This window comes from Virgibacillus salexigens (assembly GCF_014905415.1).
GTDB classification, from domain to species: domain Bacteria; phylum Bacillota; class Bacilli; order Bacillales; family Amphibacillaceae; genus Virgibacillus; species Virgibacillus salexigens.
The window spans coordinates 771310-792953 of record NZ_BNEO01000001.1 but is presented as its reverse complement, the minus strand read 5'-3'; the positions used below and the strand labels follow the sequence as shown (position 1 = coordinate 792953).

Sequence of the window (21644 nt, the reverse complement as noted above, 5' to 3'; positions counted from 1 at the left end):
GGTGCAAAATTTAGTTAATTTTGTTACAATTGATCTAATTATTTGAAAATATTATCTATTTAAACCGAATTAGGATGTGAATGGAATGATCGATATTCATAGTCATATTTTACCTGGTATCGATGATGGAGCAAACAATGAAGAAGACAGCCTAGCATTAGGAAGAGCTGCTATTGATCAGGGGATTCAAGTAATTGTTGCAACACCTCATCATCAGAATGGTGCTTTTAACAATTACCGTTGGGAAATTGAACGAAGTGTCGAGATTCTTAACAAGTTATTTTTGCGTGAAGGATTAGACTTAACTGTCCTACCTGGTCAAGAAGTGCGCATTCACGGGGAAATGGTAGAAGGGGTTCGAAAGAAAGAGTTACTTCCGATCAATTATAGCAAGTATTTATTCGTTGAATTTCCTTCTGCAGATGTTCCACGTTACACGACGCAATTGTTATTTGACTTGCAGGTAGAAGGCTATACACCCGTAATTGTTCATCCAGAACGAAATCGTGAATTGCTGGAGCATCCGAATAAATTATATGAATTTATTTCTAAAGGAGCCTTGGCACAATTAACAGCCGGTAGTCTGATTGGAAAATTCGGAAAAGATATTCAGAAGTTTTCTCAACAGTTAATTGGTTCCAATTTAATCCACTTTATTGCCTCCGATGCACATAACATTAAATCTCGGAAATACTATATGAGGGAAGCGTTTAACGAGATAAAAAAACAGTACGGAACCGAATATTACTACATGTTCTTAGAGAATAGCAATCTACTTATCGATAATGACAATGTCAATCGGTTTGAACCAATGCGAATCAAAAAAAAGAAATTCCTTGGTTTGTTTTAGATAAAGAGTACAACCAAATTATCAGTGAGTAAACGATTTAGATTCATAACAGCAATAGCCAGTAATATGATTACATTCGAGTAAGGGGAGATATATTTTTTATAAAGGGGAATCTGGAATGATAAGCGTAATGCTGGTAGATGACCAACAGCTATTTATTGACGGAATAAAAGCAATGCTTGATAACGAAGAAGACATGCAAGTAGTGACAACAGCAACAAATGGAAGGCAAGGAATATTACGTTTTATGGAATATCGGCCAGATATGGTATTAATGAATATCCATATGCCTCATACCGATGCAATTAAAGCGATCGTTCAAATGAAAGAGAATCACCCGACAACGAAAGTCATTGTTCTTACTACTTATGCGGATGAGGATCAAATTGTATCAGCTGTCTATGCGGGGGTAGACGGCTTTTTATTAAAGAAATTAGCTGGCAGCCATCTCATAACATGTTTACGTGATGCATGCCAAAATGAGACGGTTTTCTCTGGAGAAGTTTCTCGTATTTTAGCCAAGCGTATTTTGGAGCAACAATTTGATAAACGTGAACTATTAAAGAAAATATTACATAACCGTAACCTACACTTGTCAAATCGAGAGTTAGACATTGCTTATTTACTGGCGGAAGGTATCTCAAACAAACATATTGCCCAACGGCTATTTTTAAGTGAAGGAACGGTAAAAAACTATATTAGCGGCATCTATCAAATCTTTCAAATTCATAACCGAAAGCAGCTGATTGCCTACTTTCGACAACTACTAGATAAAAAAAATGCGATGTGAATTTTCCGATCTTTGAAATTATGACTTTTAATGTCAAAAGTAACTATAAATATGACTAGGTATTTAGTATGATTTATCTACCGCTAAAAACCTAGAGTATAGGTAAAGAATGAAGGTCATGACATGAGAAGAATCATTTGTATTTCTGATAGTCGATACTTAGAAGATCTTGCAAAGCATTTACGTTATGAGAAAGAGATTGATCTTTCCACATGGAAACGAAAACCGAAACGGAAATTAAAGAATACTATCGCCTTCCTAGATTTACAAGCTCAACCATTAGCGGAATCATGTGATTTAATAAGAGATTATAGAAAGAAGGATATCAAGGTTTTTGCTTTTACAGATCCTTCTGAACTCTCCGAAATTGGTAAAGTAGCTGAAATTGGTGTAAGCAGCATTCTAGATAAGAGTGAAAAAACAGCCGCAACAATTACTATTTTGGTTCAATATGTTATGAATGAACAATTTTTCTTATCAGAAACATTGGTACTCCCATTTTTGCGGGAATTACACACTCGTCAAGAGGAAAACAAACAACTATTTGCAACGTTATTAGATAAAGCTGGATATCCAATGACTTATAGAGAAATAGAAATCGCTTATCTATTAAAGAAGGGGTTGAAGAATAAAGAGATTGCCCATTTACTAAAGATCTCAGAGGGTACTACAAAGGTACATATTAGTAATATTTATGCGAAAATTGGAACAAAACGTCGAAAAAACGTACAAGAAATACTCGGTCGGATCATATCTGAAAAAGGGGTCGTACATGGGGAGGAGTCAAATTAATGGGATACAAACTAAGGCTTGGTCTGCTTATTTTGTTAGATTCCGTTATCGTAACAACAGCAATTTTTGTTGCCTCTTGGATCGTATACCCATATACATCTGTTGTAGATATGGATGCTATTATTATCAGCTCTATCGCATTACTTTTATTTCATCATATCTTTGCTTCCATATTTAATCTATACAACAAGGTTTGGGCTTACGCTAGTGTAGGTGAATTAATTGCAATTGTACAAGCAATCACATTATCTGTAATTGCAGCAGGTGTCGTTCAATACATCTTCAATGATTTTGCATTGTATAAACGGGCATTAATTGTAACGTGGATGCTGCATATTACTTTAATTGGTGGTTCCCGTTTTTTCTGGCGTATTTTCAGAGATCGCTATATCAAACAAGGAAGCAACCAAAAACGAACGCTTATTGTGGGAGCAGGTTCGGCGGGAGCAATGATTGCCAGGCAATTGAAAAATCAGAATCAAGCAGCAGAGTTATGGCCAGTAGCTTTTGTTGATGATGATATAACTAAACAGAAGATGCAATTATTTAATTTACCTGTTGCTGGTAAAGTAAAAGACATTCCAGAGGTTGTGAAAGAAAATGATATCGAGCATATTGTCATTGCTATACCATCACTGCGTAACGGCGAATTAAATAAAATTATCGATGCATGTAACAGGACGAATGCAAAGGTGCAGATGATTCCAAAGATTGAAGATCTAATGACTGGAAGAGTATCGGTCAGCCATTTAAAAAACGTCGAGGTAGAGGATTTACTTGGACGGGATCCTGTGAAATTAGATATTGCAGCTATCTCGGAATATGTAACAGGGAATACAGTAATGGTTACCGGCGCAGGAGGATCGATTGGATCGGAAATCTGTCGTCAGGTCATGCGTTTCAACCCTTCTAAAATTGTCTTGGTCGGTCATGGAGAATTCAGCATTTATAGTATTGATATGGAATTACGAGACACATTTGGAAGTGCAGGCGTAGAGATTATCCCGATCATTGGGGATGTTCAAGATCGAGATCGGATGTTTGAAATCATGGAAATGTATCGTCCTACTATTATTTATCACGCAGCCGCTCATAAACATGTGCCACTTATGGAACATAATCCTCATGAGGCTGTTAAGAACAATATTGTTGGTACGAAAAATGTCGCAGAGGCTGCAGATACATTCGGCATCCATACTTTCGTGATGGTATCCACCGATAAAGCAGTGAATCCAACGAATGTGATGGGTGCCACGAAACGGGTTGCTGAAATGGTCGTGCAAGATTTAGCCGCTCGCAGCAAGACGAAATTCGTTGCGGTTCGATTCGGTAATGTGCTTGGCAGCAGAGGAAGTGTTATTCCGTTATTTAAAAAGCAAATTGAACGCGGTGGCCCAGTTACCGTCACTGATCCAGAAATGACTCGCTACTTTATGACAATCCCTGAAGCTTCTCGGTTAGTCATCCAAGCGGGAACCCTAGCAAATGGCGGAGAAATCTTCGTTTTAGATATGGGCCAACCAGTGAAAATTGTAGAGCTAGCCCGCAATCTGATTCGATTATCTGGCTATAGCGAGGAAGAAATGCCTATCGAATTCTCGGGAATCCGACCAGGTGAAAAAATGTATGAAGAACTATTAGGCGAAGATGAGGTTCATCCTGATGAAGTTTATGAAAAGATTTATGTCGGAAGGACGGTTGAGGTGGATTACTCTATGTTGAATAATTTAATTGGTAAGTTCGAAGATTATACAATTGTTCAGTTGAAAGAAGCATTAATGTCAGTAGTTTATCCAAGAGAAGTTTTTTGGGAAAAGGTATAAAATAGTTAAAAAATAATTATTTAAGGTACTAGTAATAATGTTAATAAAAAAGTGGTGTGTAAAATGGGAATATACTCGACAATTTTTGCTGTAATTTTAGGTTTCTGTATTTTAATAAATGAATTTACAAGAAAAAAGGATTCAAAGCCATTCGATTTACTATCAGGAGTAAACCTTTTATTTTTTTTAAGCTTTGTTGTTACTCCTTTAAGTATATACTTTTTCAATCTAGAATTTTCATCTTGGACTTTTATAGTAGATGTTGAAAGCGGCTCATCTTTTAAAGCTCTATTTTATGTACTTGTTGGTTATTTATCTATGTTATTCGGTTTATCATTTTCTAAAAGATGGAAATTAGTAAAAAACTTACCATCTAAGTTTGAAGAGAACAACTGTATGGTTGAAAAATTTGCACATATAATTGGTGTTTTAGGTATAAGCTTCTTACTTGTCTTTATTTTTTCAGTTGGTGGAGTGGAAGCTTTTCTAAGTACTAATACTTTATATAGAAGTGGTTCAATAGATCCTACTCCATTAGCATTTGTGAGAAATTTAGCATTATTCATTCCAATATCCTGCTTTATTTTTTATGGGTTATCAAAAAACAGTAAAAGTAAATTTTTTAATAGATATCAATTATTTTTTATTATTTATTTTGTTGCTTCTCTACTATTATACTTTAATCGAGCAAGTAGGATGGGAGTATTAGTTTTTTTAATTAGTTTCTTTATATTAAATGTTATGTATTATAGAAAAAATATATTAAAATATATTCCTTTAATTATTGTAGTTTTTTTATTCTTAGTATACTTTGGAAAAAGTGTTTTTAATTATTTTTTTGTAGGTGATGTATCATTACAGGTTAGCGGTATAAAATTCAGTCAGATTATTGGAGAGTTTTCGTTTCCATTTTACACTCTAACACACGCAATGGAAAATTCCTTTTTCAACGGTGTTCCAAGGTTATTTTTTGACTTTCTCCTTGGTTTTTTTAACTTATTACCTTCTGCCATATTACCTTTTAGTGTTCCTATGAATGCAACCCAATTAAATACAGAATCTTTTTTAAATATGTCTGGTATTCCAATAGACCTTGTAAGTCTAGGTTTTTATAGTTTTGGTATAAGTGGAGTAATATTAATTACTTTTTTCTTTGGTATTACTATAGGTTGCGTAGAAAAGATATTGTCAGATAAGAATAATCTTCTAGTAGTTATATTCTATATACAGTTCATTTTCTTCTTTAGTCTAATAGTTCCTTATGCAAGTCCTACAAATGTGTACAAAAGTGATTTTTGTTTACTTTTTGCTTTTCTTATATTTATCTATTTTTTTAAGAGAAAAAAGAATGCTACTAACTTGCTATATAAAATATAAAGTCCAGGTGAAAAAATGATTAAATACTTACTGCATTATGCTCCAGCAAAAATAATTCCAGGTATAGTGAACTTTCTTGGATTGATGATATATGCACGGATCTTTACAAAAGAAGAATTTGGAAGATATGCATATGTATTTGCAATACTTGGACTAATTCAATCTATATTATTTCCATGGATAAGAATGAGCTGTTCTCGTTTTTATCAAAAATATTACAAAAAGAATAAAGAATATGAGTTTGAAAATTTCACGTTGTTTATATTCCTACTGGTAAGTATAGGTCTCTCGTTCTTATGGGTATTATTTCTCTGTATATACAATATTGAGAGTCAATTAAGGGATTTATATAGTTTAGGTTTAATTGTTATAATCTCACAAGCTTTATATGAGCAATTAATGGCTTTAGCGCGAGCTAAACTTCTATCAAAAGTATTTGCTTATAGTATGGTAACAAGAGCAATTCTAAAAATTACCTTTATAACAGCTTTGGTACTAATTTTTAATTTGAATGAAGAAGCAATTTTTATAGGTATAATAATTGCACAGACTATCCCAATAGCAATATATTTTAAGAAATATTTTAAATTTAACATACAGTATTTAAGCTTAAATAGAAGTTTTTTAAAAGAAACCTTTCAATATGGGTTTCCCTTAACCTTTTCATTTTTATTAGTATTTATTGTAAGTTCATCTGATAGAATTTTAATTGATTATTTTTTGGACGCTGAATCAGTAGGATTATATACTCTACCATATGAATTTTCTACCTTCACATTGACAAATGTGTTCATGGTATTTAGCATGGCTTTCTTTCCTATTTTTGTAAGAGAATTAGAGCACAATAGGATTAAAAAAATGAATCAGAGAATAAGACAATACGCAGAAGTTTTATTATCTATTACTTTACCATTTACTATTGCCATGTACATGTTGGCACCGTTTATAGCAGGTTTATTTTTAGGAAGTAATTATAATAGCCCTGAGGCTATAAGAATAATTCAGTTGATTTCAATTGCTTCTTTTCTAGCAGGTTTAAAAGCATATTTTTTTGATTACGCTTTTCAGTTAGGTAAAAGCACTTCCTCTCAAATTATCCCAGTGGCATTTGGTGCTCTATCAAATATTATTATCAATATAATATTAATACCTATATTAGGAGTCATAGGAGCAGTTGTTGCAACAATAGTATCTTATTTAATAGGAATTGTACTAAGTATATTAATTGGTTTTAAAATATTCCCAATGAGTATTCCGGGGAAACAAATAATTAAAATTATATTCTCTAACTTTATGCTATTTATTCTTTTAAGCTTTTTACCTATAAATAATGTCAGTTGGTTAAATTTAATTATTATAGTTCTTACTGGGGGCATTACCTATTTTATGTTTATGTTTATTCTGAATATTATTGGTGTTAGGGATTTAATTCTTTATAGATTAAAATTAAAAAGCTAGGAGGATATGTTATGAGAAGAAAGGTTTTTTTTATGATTCCTAGCCTAGCAGGTGGAGGAGCAGAAAGAGTATTTGTAAATTTAGTAAATGGAATTGATAAATCCGTTTTTGATGTTACGCTTATATATTTATCCGATGAAAGGAATGTGTATAACGTAACAGATAATATAAATGTTATAAATTTAAATAAAAAACGTTTAAGAAATTCACTATTTAAAATAATAAAGTTAATCCGTAATGAAAAACCTGAGTTAATTGTTTCAACGCACGGACATATGAACATTATATTACTCATATTAAAATATTTTTTTCCAATAAAAACTAAAATAATAGTGAGACAAACTAATATAATCTCTAAAAATACAAGTTCTAATCCTTTAATAAAATCATTAAAAAGTAGAATAACAAAATATTACAATAAAGCAGATAAAATAATATGTCAATCAGAATTGATGAAAGATGATTTCGTTGAATTTACGGGTGTAGATATTTCAAAAGTTATTAAAATCTATAATCCAATTGATATAAATTCAATTCTTTTGGATACTAGCGAAAATGTAAAAAATAAAATTAATTCACAATATAATAACATTTTTTTTGTAGGTAGATTAACTGAAGTTAAAGGAATTCCAAAGATTATAGATGCATTTTATGAATACTATAAACAAAATTCAAAGACTAATCTTTACATAATAGGGAAAGGTCCAAAAGAAAATAAATTGAAAGAATATGTTGAACAAAAGAGGTTATCCAAAAACGTGATCTTTTTAGGGTTTCAGATGAATCCATATAAATGGATTAAGCATGCTGATTTGTTTATTATGGCATCCAAACATGAAGGCATGCCTAATACACTTATTGAAGCACTGGCTTTGGAAGTACCTGTATTAATTCTAAAGCATCCTGGTGGAACCATAGACATATTGAAAAGCCTAAATTTAGAAAATAGATTTGTTGACAAGTTGATAATAAATGAAGATTCTTTTAAACAATATGATGACAAAGTTCTTCCTAAATTAATAGAACACTTTGGAATTGAAAGCGTAGTTAAGAAATATGAAAATGTATTTTTATCAGCTATAAAAGGGGAGTAAAATTTATGAGTAATTGGCCAATTTGGTTAACTACACAGGAATACATTGGGAGTCAATACCCTTACTATTCAATGGATAATGAGGAACCGTTCTTCAGTTTGAATTTTAATGAGGTTTTGAAGAATTCGCCAATAAGAAAACCTGAACTTGAATTACAGTCTGTAATAGAAATATTAATGAGAAGCTATGTAATAGGTGATAAAACTTTAATCAAGTCAATAAAAAGAGCACCCTGGTTGGCAAAATATAATGAACTATTGGCTGAATGGGAATATTTTGAAGTTCCTCCACACGACAAAAAAATTATCGATCCCAAAGAAGCAGCAATAAAGTTGAAAGAAATCGTATATGAAGAGATTTTAGATTATATTGGTGATGCTAAAAGAGTGGGGATTCTTTTATCAGGTGGAATGGATAGTAGAATTCTAGCAGGAGTATTAAGAGAAACTCAAATAAATAAGGATTTTAATGGGGATATAATTGTCTATAATTGGGGAGTTAATGACAGTCGTGACGTTTGGTATGCAAAACGAATTGCTAATATTTTTCATTGGGACTATAAACATTTTCCTTTAGACCCGGATACATTAAAGGAAAATTTCCATCTAGTACATAAAGTAGGGGCAGAGATTATCCCTTATAATTTACATGCCATGAATGCAGTAGCTAAAGATACAGATACTGATATTATATTAGCAGGAAGCTATGGTGATACACTAGGAAGAGCTGAGTACAATGGCACTTCTTTAAGTAACGCTCCTCCTGTCGTCTTTAAAAATGCTAATAAATTAGGTTTACTTAACGAGGAGCTGGTACAGGAATATTATGAAAAAATGAAAAAAGATTCTATGAGTTATAGAAACTCAATAGATAAGCATAACCGCGAAGAATATCAATATAGGGAAACAGAATATCAAAGAAATCACGCTCGAAGATATTTAACTACAGCAATGAGTATTATTGCTATGGAAAAACCCTTGTTTCAATTATTTACCTCACCAAAGGTTGTACGATTTCTATGGGGGTTAGATTTATCTATTAGATCAGATATATTATATGAAAATATATTACCACTGTTACCTGGTGAGATATCGGATATCCCTTGGGCGCGAACAGGTAAGGTTTTTGGTAGTGAAGAGAATGTAAGTGAAGATAATGGTAGACCATCTTCACATCATTATGGTACCTGGTTGAGAAACGATTTGAGGAGTTTTATAGAAAAAGAATTAGATTTTGATTTATTAATGGATTTAGGAATATTTAATGAGAAATCTCTTATAAAGATATATAAAATGTGGCCAAAAGCAACTACTAACAGTGTTAACAAAATTGATTCAACAATAAGTTGGTTAACGGTTTTTTCAATGTTTTTGAAAAAATATCATATAAATACTTATGTCAATTATGAAAATAGTTTTAAAGATAGATTAAATGCTTTAATTATACCTCCAAAAATTAGAGGTTATCAAACCTTGAGAAGTAAGCTTAGAAAATAGCATGGTTAAGAGATGTGATTAAAATGAGAAAATTAAAAATAACCCATATAATTACAGGCCTGAACATGGGTGGGGCAGAAACAATGCTGTATAAATTACTAAAATATACGAATCAAAAGAAATACGAAGTAAACGTAATATCAATGCTGGATGAAGGTATTTATGGTAAAAGAATAAAAGAATTAGGATTTGAAGTTATTAGTCTAAATATGAAACAAGGTATTCCAAGTGTTAGAGGGTTCAGAAAAGCAAAAAAACATATCAAAAATACGGATATAATTCAAACTTGGATGTATCATGCTGATTTGTTTGGATATCTAATGTACAGGTTTTCAAAGGTTAAAAAAATAATATGGGGGATTCGAAGAAGTAATTTAGACTCAAAATTAAATAAATCTACAACTATTATGGTGGCGAAGATTAATTCTAGGCTATCAAAGAGTGTTGATGTAATAGTTAGCTGTTCATATAAAGCAAAAGAAGTACATGAGAGATTCGGGTTCTCTAATAAAAATTTAGTTGTAATTCCGAATGGATTTGAGTTAAGTCAATTTAGCAAGGAAACCGAAGAAAAACAGTGTGCTAATAATACTATTAATAATAATGAGAATGTACCTCACATTGTACATGTTGGTCGGTGGAACATTTTAAAAGATCATGAAAATCTATTAAATGCATTAAAAATAGTTAAACAGAGGGGATTTAAATTTCATGCGTTTTTAATAGGTACGGATATTAATAGAGAAAATAAAGATTTAATGAAAATCCTGAATCAAAATGATCTAAATAATAATATTAACTTACTGGATAGAAGAGAAGATATACCTGCTTTAATGTCAGCTGCAGATATTTTTGTTTCTTCATCAAGAGATGAAGGTTTTCCGAACGTAATAGGAGAAGCTATGGCATGTGAGACACCTTGTGTTGTGACAGATGCAGGTGATTCAGCTTACATCGTTGGAGATACAGGCATTACAGTACCTACTAAAGATCCAATTTCTTTAGCAGATGGAATTACTGAAATGTTAATTAAGTCTAAAGATGAGAGAGAGCATTTAGGGTCTTTAGCTAGAAAAAGAGTAGTTAATAATTTTGATATTATTAAAGTTTCAAAGCAGTTTGAGGAATTATATAAAATTTAAGGTGGTTTCCAAATGAATAAAACAATATTAGTTACAGGTGCAGCAGGTTTCATAGGTTCACATTTATCCAAAAGATTACTTGAAGAAGGTCATCAAGTAATTGGTATTGATAATCTAAACGATTATTACGATCCTCATTTAAAAGAATATAGATTAAGTCAATTAACTAATAACTTTGTTTTTATTAAAGCGCATTTAGAGGACTTGGAAACAGTTAATAAAACGTTTGAAAAGTATAAACCAAATATAGTAATTAATCTTGCAGCACAAGCAGGAGTTCGCTATAGTTTGGAAAATCCGCATGCCTATATAAACTCGAATATAGTTGGCTTTACAAACATTCTTGAAGCGTGTCGTCATAATAATATAAAGCATTTAATTTATGCTTCTTCCAGTTCAGTATATGGTGCCAATTTAACAAAACCATTTTCAACAAGTGATAATATAGATCATCCACTAAGCTTATATGCTGCTACTAAAAAATCAAATGAATTGATGGCACATACATATAGCCATTTGTACGATATACCGACAACTGGTTTACGTTTCTTTACTGTATATGGTCCATGGGGGCGTCCAGATATGGCACTATTTTTATTTACTAAAGCAATTGTAAATGATGAGCCCATAAACGTATTTAACCATGGAAATATGATGCGTGATTTTACGTATGTTGATGACATTGTTGAAAGTATTTCTAGGCTAACGAAAAGACCAGCAAAACCAAATCCGGAATGGTCAGGTGTAAATCCGGATCCAGGATCAAGTTATGCGCCATACAAGGTCTATAATATTGGAAACAATAGCCCGGTTCGATTGATGGATTTTATTGAGGCAATAGAGAATAAGTTAGGTAAAAAAGCTAAGAAGAATTATTTACCTCTTCAAGCAGGAGATGTACCTGAGACATATGCTAACGTTGAAGACTTGTTTAGAGATATTAATTTTAAACCACAGACTTCCATTCAAGAGGGTGTAAATAACTTTATTGATTGGTATTTAGAATATTACGAGGTGAATTTATAATGGAACAAAGAGTAGCTGTAGTCGGATTAGGGTATGTAGGACTTCCCTTGGCAGTAGAATTTGGAAAAAAGCAAAATATTATTGGGTTCGATATAAATCCACAACGGATAGAAGAATTAAAGCAAGGTTATGATCGAACTAATGAAGTTGATGTTAAGGATTTAGAAGAAGCAGCAGTTGAATTTACTTCCAGTTCATCAGATATAAGTAAAGCAAATTTTATAATAGTTGCTGTACCGACACCAATAACAGATAATAAACAGCCAGACTTAATACCATTGGTTAAAGCATCTCAGACAATAGGAGAAAACCTAACAAAGGGAACAATTGTTGTTTACGAGTCCACAGTTTATCCAGGAGCAACGGAAGAAGAATGTGCCCCAGTACTTGAAAAAGCATCGGGATTAAAATGTGGTGAAGATTTCTTTGTAGGTTACTCTCCTGAGAGAATTAACCCTGGTGATAAAGAGCATACATTTACTACAATTACTAAAGTAGTTTCAGGCCAAAATAATGAAGTTCTCGAAACTATTTCTGATGTATATGGAGACGTTGTAAAAGCCGGTGTGCATAAGGCAAGTTCTATTAAAGTAGCTGAAGCAGCTAAAGTTATTGAAAATACACAAAGAGATTTGAATATATCACTTATGAATGAGCTATCCGTTATATTTGAAAAACTAGGTATTGATACAGCAGAAGTTCTAGAAGCAGCTGGTACAAAGTGGAACTTTTTAAATTTTTCACCAGGATTAGTAGGAGGACATTGCATAGGAGTAGATCCATACTATCTTACATATAAAGCGCAAAAAGTAGGTCATCATCCTGAAGTAATTTTAGCAGGTAGAAAGACAAATGATAATGTAGGAAAGTTTATAGCAACATCTTTAGTCAAACAAATGATTAAGAAAAATATGCCCGTTCAAGGTTCCACTGTTACCTTACTTGGTTTTACTTTTAAAGAGAATGTGTCAGACCTACGTAATACTAGAGTGATAGATATAGTAAAAGAACTAGAGGATTTTGATATAAATGTGCAAATAACCGATGCATATGCAGATGCTGAGGAAGCTTATAAAGAATATGAAATTGACTTAAGTCCATATAAAGAGTTAAAACCTGCTGAAGCAGTTGTTTTCGCTGTCCCACATAAGTCTTATTTGGATGAAGGTTGGGGGATGTTTGACCACCTACTAAAGCATGGAAAAGGAATAGTATTTGATGTTAAAAGTAAGTTGGATAAATCAGATTGTCCTGAAAATATAGAACTACGGAGATTATAGTTTATGAGAGGTAAAATTCTCCAGGTTTGCGCTGTATCAACAACGGTAGATAAACAACTTAAGCCATTAATTGATAAATCAATTAGTGAAGGTTATGAAGTCCATATTGCTTGTGCAGAAGATGGTAATTTAGAAGACTTAAGAAATCAAGGGTATATTGTACATGACATTCATATTGATAGAAAGATAAATTTTAATTCAAATATAAAATCGATAAAAGAACTATTTAAATTAATGAGAATTCATAAATATAATATTGTTCATGTTCATACTCCAGTAGCTTCAATCTTAGGTAGAATTGCAGCTAAATTAGCTAGAGTTGATAATATTATATATACAGCACATGGTTTTTATTTTCATGAGGGCATGTCAAAACAAGCGTATAATTTCTATTATAGAATTGAAAAGTATTTTGCCAAAATAGCTACAGATTATTTATTGTTACAAAGTAAAGAAGATTATCAACTAAGTGTAGTAAAAAAGTTCAAAAAGCCTAATGATATCATCCATCTTGGAAATGGTGTAGATATCTATAATAAGTTTAACCAAGAGAAAATAAAAGAAGAAGAAATAATAAATCTTAAAAAAAATCTAGGTATCAATCAAGAAGATTTTGTATTTGCCTTTATTGGTAGGCTTGTAAGAGAAAAAGGAATTTATGAGTTAGTTGAGGCTTTCAATAATGTGATCAAAGTAAATAAAAAAGTAAAATTATTATTGATTGGTGGATTGTCAAATTCTGAGAGGGACCAAGATATAAGTAATTCTATAGCTGATTGGGAGAAAAACGAAAATATTATTTTAACAGGAATTCGTAGTGACATAGATTGCTTATTAGCTGCTTCAGATACTTTTATATTACCTAGTCACAGAGAAGGTTTACCACGATCTATTATTGAAGCAATGGCAATGAGAAAGCCTGTTATCGCTACAAATATAAGAGGTTGCAGGGAAGAAGTTGAGCATGAGGAAACCGGTTATTTATTTGAAAAAGAGAATAAGGAAGAATTATATTCTTACATGCTTAAGATGACTAATAATCAAGGTTTAAGGATCAAGATGGGAAATAAAGCTAGGGAAATTGCTGAAAATGAATATGATGAAGAGAAAATATTAAGTAAGCAATTGGATTTATTTAATTCATTAATAAAATAATTTCGGTACTATATGTATTGGGTGTAATTTTTTAACTGTTTTATATTTTTTTAGTAAGCATCACGTAAAAAGCAAATAAGATAGAAGGATCGGGTGCATAAATAATGAGAATTAAAAAACTTCTTCAAACAGAATTATCTCACCTAAAAATTCATAAACAATCATCTATCATGATTAGTACAACAGCAAAACATGCACTCGACTTTAGAGTTCTACCTAGAAGAACTATTTCAAATACCACTATGTCTTGTTTTATGATTAATAGTGAAGAATATTTGAAGGAAACCATTACTTTTTTTGATGGAGAAGTTGATTACATATATATTGATATTGAACAAAAACAAGATTTAAATATTTTCGAACTTGCAAGAAATATCGTGAAAAAGTCAAAGTTAGTAACAGTTAAGCCAAATGATAATACATTAGAGTCTTGTGATCTATTAATTCGAAATCATTTAAAAGATGATCTATATAATAAAAAAGTGGTAGTAATTGGAACGGGTAACCTAGCTAGCAAAATTACTTTAAGATTGGCTGAGAGACAAGCATACGTTTATATAATGGGGAGAACAAATGAAAAAGAAAAGCGGATCTCTGAAGCTTTAAATTTATTCTTGCCAAAAAACTCACCTACTATTAAGACCATTGAACAAATGCAACTAAATGAAAAGGCTGATGTTGTTGTATCATTCTTATCTGGGCGAATAACTAAAGAGAAAGATTTATTACCATTCATCGGTTTAAATTCTTTTATAATTGATGGTGGAATAAATAATTTTAGCAGTAGTTTCATTCAAAATATGCTATCAAGAAATATCAAAATTACAAGATTGGATACGCGAATTGGTTTTTCTTATCAAATGCTTTTTGATAACGATTATACGCAGGACTTTTTTAATGAAATTTTTGGCCAAGCAAAGATAGGTCATGTAACAATTGCTTCCGGGGGATATATTGGTGCTGAGGGAACAGTTATTGTTGATAATATTACAGAACCAAGTCAAGTAGTTGGCATAGCAGATGGTGGTGGAGGTGTGAAGACAAGTGAACAGCTCAGTGAAACAGACAGATCCAGACTACATAAGGTTGAAGAAGCCATTTCAACTAGCAGTTAAACGCATGTTTGATATTGTATTTAGTTTAGTAGTTTTAATCGTACTTATTCCGTTATTTTTAGTATTGGCAGCGTTAATCGTAAAAGAAGATGGAAGACCAGTGTTTTTTAAGCAGCAGAGAAGTGGTAAGGACGACTTTTATTTTAAAATGTACAAGTTCCGTTCTATGAAAATAAAGCAAACTTCGAATAGCAAGAGTCAAGGAAGAATCTATGATTGGCAAAATGGTGTTCCTGATGACTTTGTTTTTAAAATAGGATCGGTTGATAATCCAAATGTAACAAGGATAGGGAAATTTATTCGGAAATATAGTTTAGATGAATTACCGCAACTTATTAACGTATTAAAAGGTGATATGAGCATTGTAGGGCCAAGACCAGAAATCATTGAAATTACTAGATGTTATAATATAGAGCAGAAAAAACGTTTGATAGTAAAACCTGGTATAACAGGATGGGCTCAAGCTAATGGAAGAAGCGAAATGAATCATGGAGAGAAAATTAAATATGACCTGTATTATGTCGACCATTTTAGTCTTTGGTTAGATATAAAGGTATTTATTAAAACTGTTTTTCAAGTTGTCGGAGGTAAAGGATCGTTTTAGTATCCTTCGATGTTGTACGGAGTACCCTGTAGCACTGTCTACAGGTTTTTTTAGTGTAACTATGTCAAAAATTCTCTACCTCTTTTTGGTAAATATCTAGCCTCAATAGAAGCGCATTTTGATAGATTTGTCTCGCATATTACTATTTGATCCCTTTCCAAACAATTTCCGTTTCTTTTTCAGTACAATTTTGCACATGCCCATGTGGTTCTTTTGGTCTTACCACGTAGATGCCTTCTTAGTATAATACAAGTATAGAACATGCTACTTATGAACTATTGATTAGGGGGATAATGATGGATCAACGTAGTATGGCTGTTTTAAATCAACTTTTGAAACAAGATGCATATATTACTGTTCAAGAACTGGCTGCATTGTTAAATGTGTCGCGCCGTACGATTTATAGTGACCTTGATAAAGTAAATGATTGGCTGCATGAATATCAGTTAGGAGAGATCAAGCAGGTAAGACGGCAAGGGTTATATCTAGAAACTGCGGTTAAAAAAGCAATCATTACGAAGTATCCTTTCTCAGGAATGACGTACTATGCGTATTCCCCTACGGAGAGAAGGGCATGGATTTATATTCATATTGTCGGTCAGAGTGAACCGTATTTTTTAGAGGATGTAAGAAAGCTCTTTCAAGTAAGTAGAAATACCGTTTTAGAAGATATTAAAAAACTGAAGAAGGAAATGAAGACATACCAATTAATTTTCTATTCAGATCGTAAGACAGGATATGCTATAGAGGGAAATGAAAACGATATCAGAAGGTTGTTGATTCATTTCTTAGCTATCGTCACTCCGAAAGAAGGATGGCACAGTTTCTTGTCTCTGGAGGAGACAGCGAACAAAGAAGATAACCAAATGATGGGACCATATTGTATATTCGATATTCCATTAATTCGGTTATTAAGTCAATCCTTACATGCATATGAGCAACGATTTATGGTTGAGTTTACCGATGAATTTTTGAATAATATCATCATTTGGTTTCATTTTTTCCTGAGGAGAATCGAGCAGCAATCATTTGTAGAAGTGGACGCAGTTGAAAGAGAAGTAATCAAAACGATGGATGAATACAAAGGAATACAGTCCCTATGTAATCATGTCGCTGATACATTTGATATGACGATTCCAGAGAATGAAATATATTATTTCGCGAAGTATCTGCTCAGTGCAAAAGTGAATTACAATTTTAGAACACACTTAGAAAGCAAAGAAATGACCACTTTGCTTCATGTGGTGGAAAAGATGGCTGCTGATTTTCAACGCTATGCAGCAATTGAGTTTAGAGAGCCGGAACAAATGATTCAAAACTTGCTGCTTCATTTAAAACCAGCATTCTACCGAATTAAATATGGCATTGAACTAGAAAATGATTTAAGGGATTTGGTTAAGAAAAATTATTCGGAAGTATTTCATTTAACGAAAAAAGTAGTACATCATTTTGAAAATATAATCGGTCAACCAATGAATGAAAATGAAGTTGCTCTGATTACAATGCATTTTGGAGGATGGCTTCGTAAAGAGGGTGTAATGCTTGAACCGACTCGTAAAAGCATGCTTCTTGTTTGTACGAATGGGTTGGGTACTTCAAGACTATTAGAAAGCCAGCTTGAAGGACTATTTTCTGATGTAGAAACCATTGGGGTAACCTCATTAAGGGAATATGAAAAAATGGATTTGCATGTTGATTTTATTGTCTCAACTATTCCACTAATGGATAGGGACGTGCCAGTTTTTGTAGTGAATCCTGTATTAGATAATGAAGATAAAGAGCAGTTATTGAAAAAAGTAAACAGTTTGTTTGAACATTCCTCCAAAAACCAAGTTTATTCTGTTGAAACGGTGATGGATATTGTCCGAAGATACGCAGTAATTCAAGACAAGGAATCCTTATCCAAGGAGCTTCGAAGTTATTTTCATGCACCAATAAATGTAGAAAATGAAGTAAAGAAACCGGGCCTAGCCAAGCTTTTACCATCAGATAGAATTGTGCTTAAAAAGCGGGTGGATCATTGGGAAGAAGCGATAAGCGTTGCTGCTGAATCATTGTTGAAGCAAGGGTATATCCAAGAAAGTTATGTTGTCGAGATGATCGAAAATGTTAAAAGGGTTGGTCCGTATATTGTGATATCTGATCATTTTGCTCTCCCCCATGCTAACCCAGAAGATGGAGTAATAAAAACAGGGATGAGTATGCTGCATTTGGAAGAAGCCACTGACATATTAGGAAAATCTGTAAACGTCCTGGTTGTTTTAGCTTCACGAGATAATGAACAGCATCTAAAAGCATTATCACAACTTACAAGACTATTTTCTAATAAAGAGATGAAGGAAAGTATGCTGAAGACAAAAGACAAACATCAACTAATCAAAATGATTCAATCATATTCAACGGAGATGAAATTACGCAAAGGGACAGGTGAGTGAATGCGATGAGGTTTTTAGAAGAAAGTATTGTGAAGGTTGGGGTGGAAGCAGCAAATGTAGAAGGTGCTATTGAAGCTGCTGGGGAGCTTTTATTAAAAGAAGGGTACATCGAAAAGTCATACATTGAAGCGATGAAGTATTCCTATAAGGAAAACGGACCTTATTTTGTACTAGCTCCAAGTATTGCGATTCCACATGCCAGACCCGAAGATGGAGTGAATGAAGCTTCTGTTTCACTGGTGCAATTAAAGGATCCAATTGTATTTGGTCACGCTTCGAACGATCCAGTTCGTCTTGTATTTGGTTTAGGTGCATCATCCAGTGAGGAGCATATCACCTTGCTTCGAAAATTAACGGGTCTTCTCAATGATCCGATGAATGTAGAAAAGTTAGCAACTGCAGGAACCTATGAAGAAATAAAAAAAATAGTGGAAATGGGGAGATCGTGATGAAAGTATTGACAGTTTGTGGATTAGGACAAGGTACGAGTTTAATTTTAAAAATGAATGTGGAGCAAGCGTTAGCAGACAAAGGGATTAGTGCAGAGGTGGAACATACCGATGTTTCTACAGCTTCAACAATGGAAGCCGATTATATAATAACGAGTAATGAACTAGCAGAAGGTCTGGTAGGTCATCGTGCTAAAGTTTTCATTGTAAATAACTACTTTGATATGGAAGAAATTAATAAGGCAATTGATGAGAACGTTGTGAGTTAAAACGATATAGGGGGGAACTCGAATGGATGTTATTTTTTGGATTGCGACGAATATTTTTGGACAAGCAGCGATTCTACTTGGATTTATCGTCCTTCTAGGGTTATTACTACAGAAAAAAAGCATGAGCCAGGTCATTAGCGGAACCTTCAAGGCAGTTATTGGGTTTCTAATCATTAGTGCAGGTTCAGGGGTAATTACAGATGCGCTGACGGTTTTTGAACCACTGTGGAAAGAAGTATTTAATTTATCCGCAGAACCACTGGGAGAATTCATGGGGCAAGAAACATTTAATGCTAAATATGGCAGTGCGGTTACATTAGCAATGACTCTAGGATTTGTTATTAACGTTTTATTAGCAAGGTTTACTAGATTTAAATATATCTATTTAACTGGTCATATGATGTTCTGGACAACCACCATCTTTGCAGGAATTGTGGTTCAAACTGCAGGTGATGTTTCATTTGGTAAGCTCGTTATCTTCCTAGCAGTATTTATGGGCTTATATTGGACCATTCAGCCTGCATTGACGCAGCCATTCATGCGGAAGATCATGGGGAATGACAATATTGCGCTGGGTCATACCTCGGCATCGGTATCTTTATTAAGTGCGCTGGCTGGTAAATATTTAGGCAATAAAGAAAATGATTCTGAAAAAATCAAGCTTCCGAAAGGCTTGGAATTTCTAAGAGATTCTAACGTTATTACAGCACTAACAATGGGACTATTATTTTTAATTGGTGCGATTATTATCTCCCTTAAGGATACACCAGGAGCGCAAGCGCTAGTGGAAGCTGCTGGAGATCAGAACTTCATCGTATATTCGATTATTCAGTCATTCACGTTTGCTGCTGGTATTGCTGTGGTGCTATTAGGTGTACGGATGTTCATTGGTGAAATGGTTCCAGCATTTAAAGGGATTGCAACCAAGATCGTACCTGGTGCGAAGCCAGCCTTAGATAGTCCAGTTGTATTTCCATTCGCACCAAATGCTGTCATTTTAGGATTTTTAGGCTCCTTTGTTGGGGCACTAATTTGGTTGATTGTTTTAGGAAATACAGTTAGTTATGTATTTGTGCCAACGATGATTGTACTGTTCTTCCATTCTGCAACTGCAGGCGTATTTGGAAATGCAACCGGTGGTGTAAGAGGTGCTGTTCTAGGTGGGTTCATTACCTCCACTGTTGTTGCATGGGGGCAGTTTGTGATGGTGAAAATGCTTCTACCTGACACCGTACCAGATACAGCCATGTGGGCAGCAGATTCAGATATGTTCATTTTAGGCCCGATTATTCGGTTTTTATCGCAACTATTTTTCTAGGTTGGATCCATCAGCGGGGATATAGCATCCCCGTTTTCCAATTGATCTATTAAACTTACATCAGGAGTGATATATATGAGTTTCATTAGAACATTTCATGGTGATATAGCTCCATCAAAATTAGGTTTTACCTATTCACATGAACACATTGTCTGTCGCCCTCCATATTGGGTGGAACAAGAAAACGATGATTTGCTTTTAGATGATAAAGAAAAATCCAAGCAGGATGTGCTAGACTTCAAAAACTTCGGTGGACAAGCAATTGTTGATGCAACTGCAGTGGACTATGGACGTGATGTGCAAGCAGTGAAAGAGATCGCAGAGGAAACGGATGTCACCATTGTGGGTACCGCAGGCTTCAACAAGAGTTTCCTTTGGGACGCGCAAATCCCTGAACACGTAAAAAAAGTAACAGGTGACTATCATACGTATTATGAATGGATAGATGCAACATCTATCAATAAGCTGGCTGATTTTGTTATCTGCGAAATTGAAGAGGGGATGGAAGGTACGAATATACGTGGCGGCCAGGTGAAATTTGGTACAGGCTATAACCGAATAACCCCGTTAGAGGAAAAAACACTACGTGCAGTAGCTCGAGCACATCATGAAACAAAAGCGCCATTGCACTCTCATACAGAAGCGGGGACAATGGCTCTGGAACAAATTGAACTACTGAAAAGTGAAGGCGTACATTTAGAACATATTAGCTTCGGTCATATGGATCGTAATCCAGATCCTTACTACCATGAGAAAGTAGCACAAACTGGTGCACTACTTTCCTTTGATGGTATCTCAAAAATTAAGTATGCCCCAGAAAGCACAAGAATTCAATGTATTTTAGAACTGGTTAGAAAAGGGTATGAGGATCAATTATTGGTGAGTGGCGACACAGCAAGAAAATCCTACTACAAACATTATGATTACGGGTTAGGTTTGGAAAATATTATTGGCAAGTGGGTTCCACGTTTTATTGATGAAGCGAATCAGAATGGTTTTGATGGTCAACGATTAATCGAAAAGTTTTTCATCCATAACCCGGCACGTTGCTTTGCATTTAAAAAATAGATGTGAAGTTGCGAGAGTTTTTGTGTAGACATAATCATCGTTTTGGAATGAACCGTTCGGGGGTTATTTCGATATAAACAATCATTGAAAAATTGGGGGCTTG

The 21644-nt window shown here is 33.5% G+C and carries 19 protein-coding genes; all 19 read left to right on the top strand.

The window, feature by feature from the left end:
* The first annotated feature begins 85 nt into the window (after positions 1 to 85).
* The 19 genes from JKP73_RS03590 to JKP73_RS03500 all read left to right on the top strand — a co-directional run bounded on the left by JKP73_RS03590 (position 86) and on the right by JKP73_RS03500 (position 21541).
* Positions 86 to 850 (top strand): tyrosine-protein phosphatase, encoded by a 765-nt coding sequence (locus JKP73_RS03590; RefSeq protein WP_160806752.1) that lies wholly within the window; start codon positions 86 to 88, stop codon positions 848 to 850.
* A gap of 118 nt (positions 851 to 968) precedes the next feature.
* Positions 969 to 1640: a response regulator transcription factor gene (locus JKP73_RS03585; protein ID WP_160806751.1), complete on the top strand. Its 672-nt coding sequence runs from the start codon at positions 969 to 971 to the stop codon at positions 1638 to 1640.
* A 123-nt stretch (positions 1641 to 1763) separates the two neighbouring features.
* Positions 1764 to 2432: a helix-turn-helix transcriptional regulator gene (locus JKP73_RS03580; protein ID WP_160806750.1), complete on the top strand. Its 669-nt coding sequence runs from the start codon at positions 1764 to 1766 to the stop codon at positions 2430 to 2432.
* Positions 2432 to 4255, top strand: coding sequence for a polysaccharide biosynthesis protein (locus JKP73_RS03575; protein ID WP_160806749.1), 1824 nt, complete (start codon positions 2432 to 2434; stop codon positions 4253 to 4255). The genes JKP73_RS03580 and JKP73_RS03575 overlap by 1 nt, the downstream gene beginning before the upstream one ends.
* A gap of 63 nt (positions 4256 to 4318) precedes the next feature.
* Positions 4319 to 5632 (top strand): O-antigen polymerase, encoded by a 1314-nt coding sequence (locus JKP73_RS03570; RefSeq protein WP_160806748.1) that lies wholly within the window; start codon positions 4319 to 4321, stop codon positions 5630 to 5632.
* 15 nt (positions 5633 to 5647) lie between these two features.
* Complete coding sequence (locus JKP73_RS03565; protein WP_200410934.1) at positions 5648 to 7090, top strand: oligosaccharide flippase family protein; 1443 nt, start codon at positions 5648 to 5650, stop codon at positions 7088 to 7090.
* A gap of 11 nt (positions 7091 to 7101) precedes the next feature.
* Positions 7102 to 8184 carry a glycosyltransferase gene (locus JKP73_RS03560; protein WP_160806746.1) on the top strand — a complete coding sequence of 361 codons (1083 nt, stop codon included), beginning with the start codon at positions 7102 to 7104 and terminating at the stop codon, positions 8182 to 8184.
* A 5-nt stretch (positions 8185 to 8189) separates the two neighbouring features.
* Positions 8190 to 9680, top strand: coding sequence for an asparagine synthase-related protein (locus JKP73_RS03555; protein ID WP_160806745.1), 1491 nt, complete (start codon positions 8190 to 8192; stop codon positions 9678 to 9680).
* 23 nt (positions 9681 to 9703) lie between these two features.
* Positions 9704 to 10822: a glycosyltransferase gene (locus JKP73_RS03550; protein WP_160806744.1), complete on the top strand. Its 1119-nt coding sequence runs from the start codon at positions 9704 to 9706 to the stop codon at positions 10820 to 10822.
* A 12-nt stretch (positions 10823 to 10834) separates the two neighbouring features.
* Positions 10835 to 11848 carry an NAD-dependent epimerase gene (locus JKP73_RS03545; protein ID WP_160806743.1) on the top strand — a complete coding sequence of 338 codons (1014 nt, stop codon included), beginning with the start codon at positions 10835 to 10837 and terminating at the stop codon, positions 11846 to 11848.
* Positions 11848 to 13128 (top strand): nucleotide sugar dehydrogenase, encoded by a 1281-nt coding sequence (locus JKP73_RS03540; RefSeq protein WP_160806742.1) that lies wholly within the window; start codon positions 11848 to 11850, stop codon positions 13126 to 13128. Before JKP73_RS03545 ends, JKP73_RS03540 begins: the two co-directional genes overlap by 1 nt.
* A gap of 3 nt (positions 13129 to 13131) precedes the next feature.
* Positions 13132 to 14283 (top strand): glycosyltransferase family 4 protein, encoded by a 1152-nt coding sequence (locus JKP73_RS03535; protein ID WP_160806741.1) that lies wholly within the window; start codon positions 13132 to 13134, stop codon positions 14281 to 14283.
* Between the two features lie 104 nt (positions 14284 to 14387).
* Positions 14388 to 15398, top strand: coding sequence for an NAD(P)-binding domain-containing protein (locus JKP73_RS03530; protein WP_160806740.1), 1011 nt, complete (start codon positions 14388 to 14390; stop codon positions 15396 to 15398).
* Positions 15370 to 16002 carry a sugar transferase gene (locus JKP73_RS03525; protein WP_234447047.1) on the top strand — a complete coding sequence of 211 codons (633 nt, stop codon included), beginning with the start codon at positions 15370 to 15372 and terminating at the stop codon, positions 16000 to 16002. Before JKP73_RS03530 ends, JKP73_RS03525 begins: the two co-directional genes overlap by 29 nt.
* A gap of 293 nt (positions 16003 to 16295) precedes the next feature.
* The gene (locus JKP73_RS03520) at positions 16296 to 18437 is read left to right on the top strand and encodes a BglG family transcription antiterminator (RefSeq protein ID WP_200416061.1); all 2142 of its coding nucleotides are present in this window, start codon (positions 16296 to 16298) and stop codon (positions 18435 to 18437) included.
* A gap of 5 nt (positions 18438 to 18442) precedes the next feature.
* A complete protein-coding gene (locus JKP73_RS03515) occupies positions 18443 to 18886 on the top strand; it encodes a PTS sugar transporter subunit IIA (protein WP_160806738.1) in 444 nt (147 codons plus the stop codon).
* Complete coding sequence (locus JKP73_RS03510) at positions 18886 to 19155, top strand: PTS sugar transporter subunit IIB (protein WP_021289581.1); 270 nt, start codon at positions 18886 to 18888, stop codon at positions 19153 to 19155. Before JKP73_RS03515 ends, JKP73_RS03510 begins: the two co-directional genes overlap by 1 nt.
* Positions 19156 to 19177: 22 nt before the next feature.
* A complete protein-coding gene (gene ulaA / locus JKP73_RS03505) occupies positions 19178 to 20473 on the top strand; it encodes a PTS ascorbate transporter subunit IIC (RefSeq protein ID WP_021289580.1) in 1296 nt (431 codons plus the stop codon).
* Positions 20474 to 20548: 75 nt separating this feature from the next.
* A complete protein-coding gene (locus tag JKP73_RS03500) occupies positions 20549 to 21541 on the top strand; it encodes a phosphotriesterase family protein (protein ID WP_160806737.1) in 993 nt (330 codons plus the stop codon).
* Positions 21542 to 21644 lie beyond the last annotated feature (103 nt).

Excerpts from the sequence above, each read along its gene's own strand:
- JKP73_RS03585 (WP_160806751.1), top strand. The coding sequence starts at position 969 with ATGATAAGCGTAATGCTGGTAGATGACCAACAGCTATTTATTGACGGA.
- JKP73_RS03510 (WP_021289581.1), top strand. The coding sequence starts at position 18,886 with ATGAAAGTATTGACAGTTTGTGGATTAGGACAAGGTACGAGTTTAATT.
- JKP73_RS03530 (WP_160806740.1), top strand. The coding sequence starts at position 14,388 with ATGAGAATTAAAAAACTTCTTCAAACAGAATTATCTCACCTAAAAATT.
- JKP73_RS03545 (WP_160806743.1), top strand. The coding sequence starts at position 10,835 with ATGAATAAAACAATATTAGTTACAGGTGCAGCAGGTTTCATAGGTTCA.
- JKP73_RS03570 (WP_160806748.1), top strand. The coding sequence starts at position 4,319 with ATGGGAATATACTCGACAATTTTTGCTGTAATTTTAGGTTTCTGTATT.
- JKP73_RS03550 (WP_160806744.1), top strand. The coding sequence starts at position 9,704 with ATGAGAAAATTAAAAATAACCCATATAATTACAGGCCTGAACATGGGT.
- JKP73_RS03575 (WP_160806749.1), top strand. The coding sequence starts at position 2,432 with ATGGGATACAAACTAAGGCTTGGTCTGCTTATTTTGTTAGATTCCGTT.
- JKP73_RS03540 (WP_160806742.1), top strand. The coding sequence starts at position 11,848 with ATGGAACAAAGAGTAGCTGTAGTCGGATTAGGGTATGTAGGACTTCCC.
- JKP73_RS03580 (WP_160806750.1), top strand. The coding sequence starts at position 1,764 with ATGAGAAGAATCATTTGTATTTCTGATAGTCGATACTTAGAAGATCTT.
- JKP73_RS03555 (WP_160806745.1), top strand. The coding sequence starts at position 8,190 with ATGAGTAATTGGCCAATTTGGTTAACTACACAGGAATACATTGGGAGT.
- JKP73_RS03565 (WP_200410934.1), top strand. The coding sequence starts at position 5,648 with ATGATTAAATACTTACTGCATTATGCTCCAGCAAAAATAATTCCAGGT.
- JKP73_RS03590 (WP_160806752.1), top strand. The coding sequence starts at position 86 with ATGATCGATATTCATAGTCATATTTTACCTGGTATCGATGATGGAGCA.
- JKP73_RS03500 (WP_160806737.1), top strand. The coding sequence starts at position 20,549 with ATGAGTTTCATTAGAACATTTCATGGTGATATAGCTCCATCAAAATTA.
- JKP73_RS03515 (WP_160806738.1), top strand. The coding sequence starts at position 18,443 with ATGAGGTTTTTAGAAGAAAGTATTGTGAAGGTTGGGGTGGAAGCAGCA.
- ulaA (WP_021289580.1), top strand. The coding sequence starts at position 19,178 with ATGGATGTTATTTTTTGGATTGCGACGAATATTTTTGGACAAGCAGCG.
- JKP73_RS03520 (WP_200416061.1), top strand. The coding sequence starts at position 16,296 with ATGATGGATCAACGTAGTATGGCTGTTTTAAATCAACTTTTGAAACAA.
- JKP73_RS03560 (WP_160806746.1), top strand. The coding sequence starts at position 7,102 with ATGAGAAGAAAGGTTTTTTTTATGATTCCTAGCCTAGCAGGTGGAGGA.
- JKP73_RS03535 (WP_160806741.1), top strand. The coding sequence starts at position 13,132 with ATGAGAGGTAAAATTCTCCAGGTTTGCGCTGTATCAACAACGGTAGAT.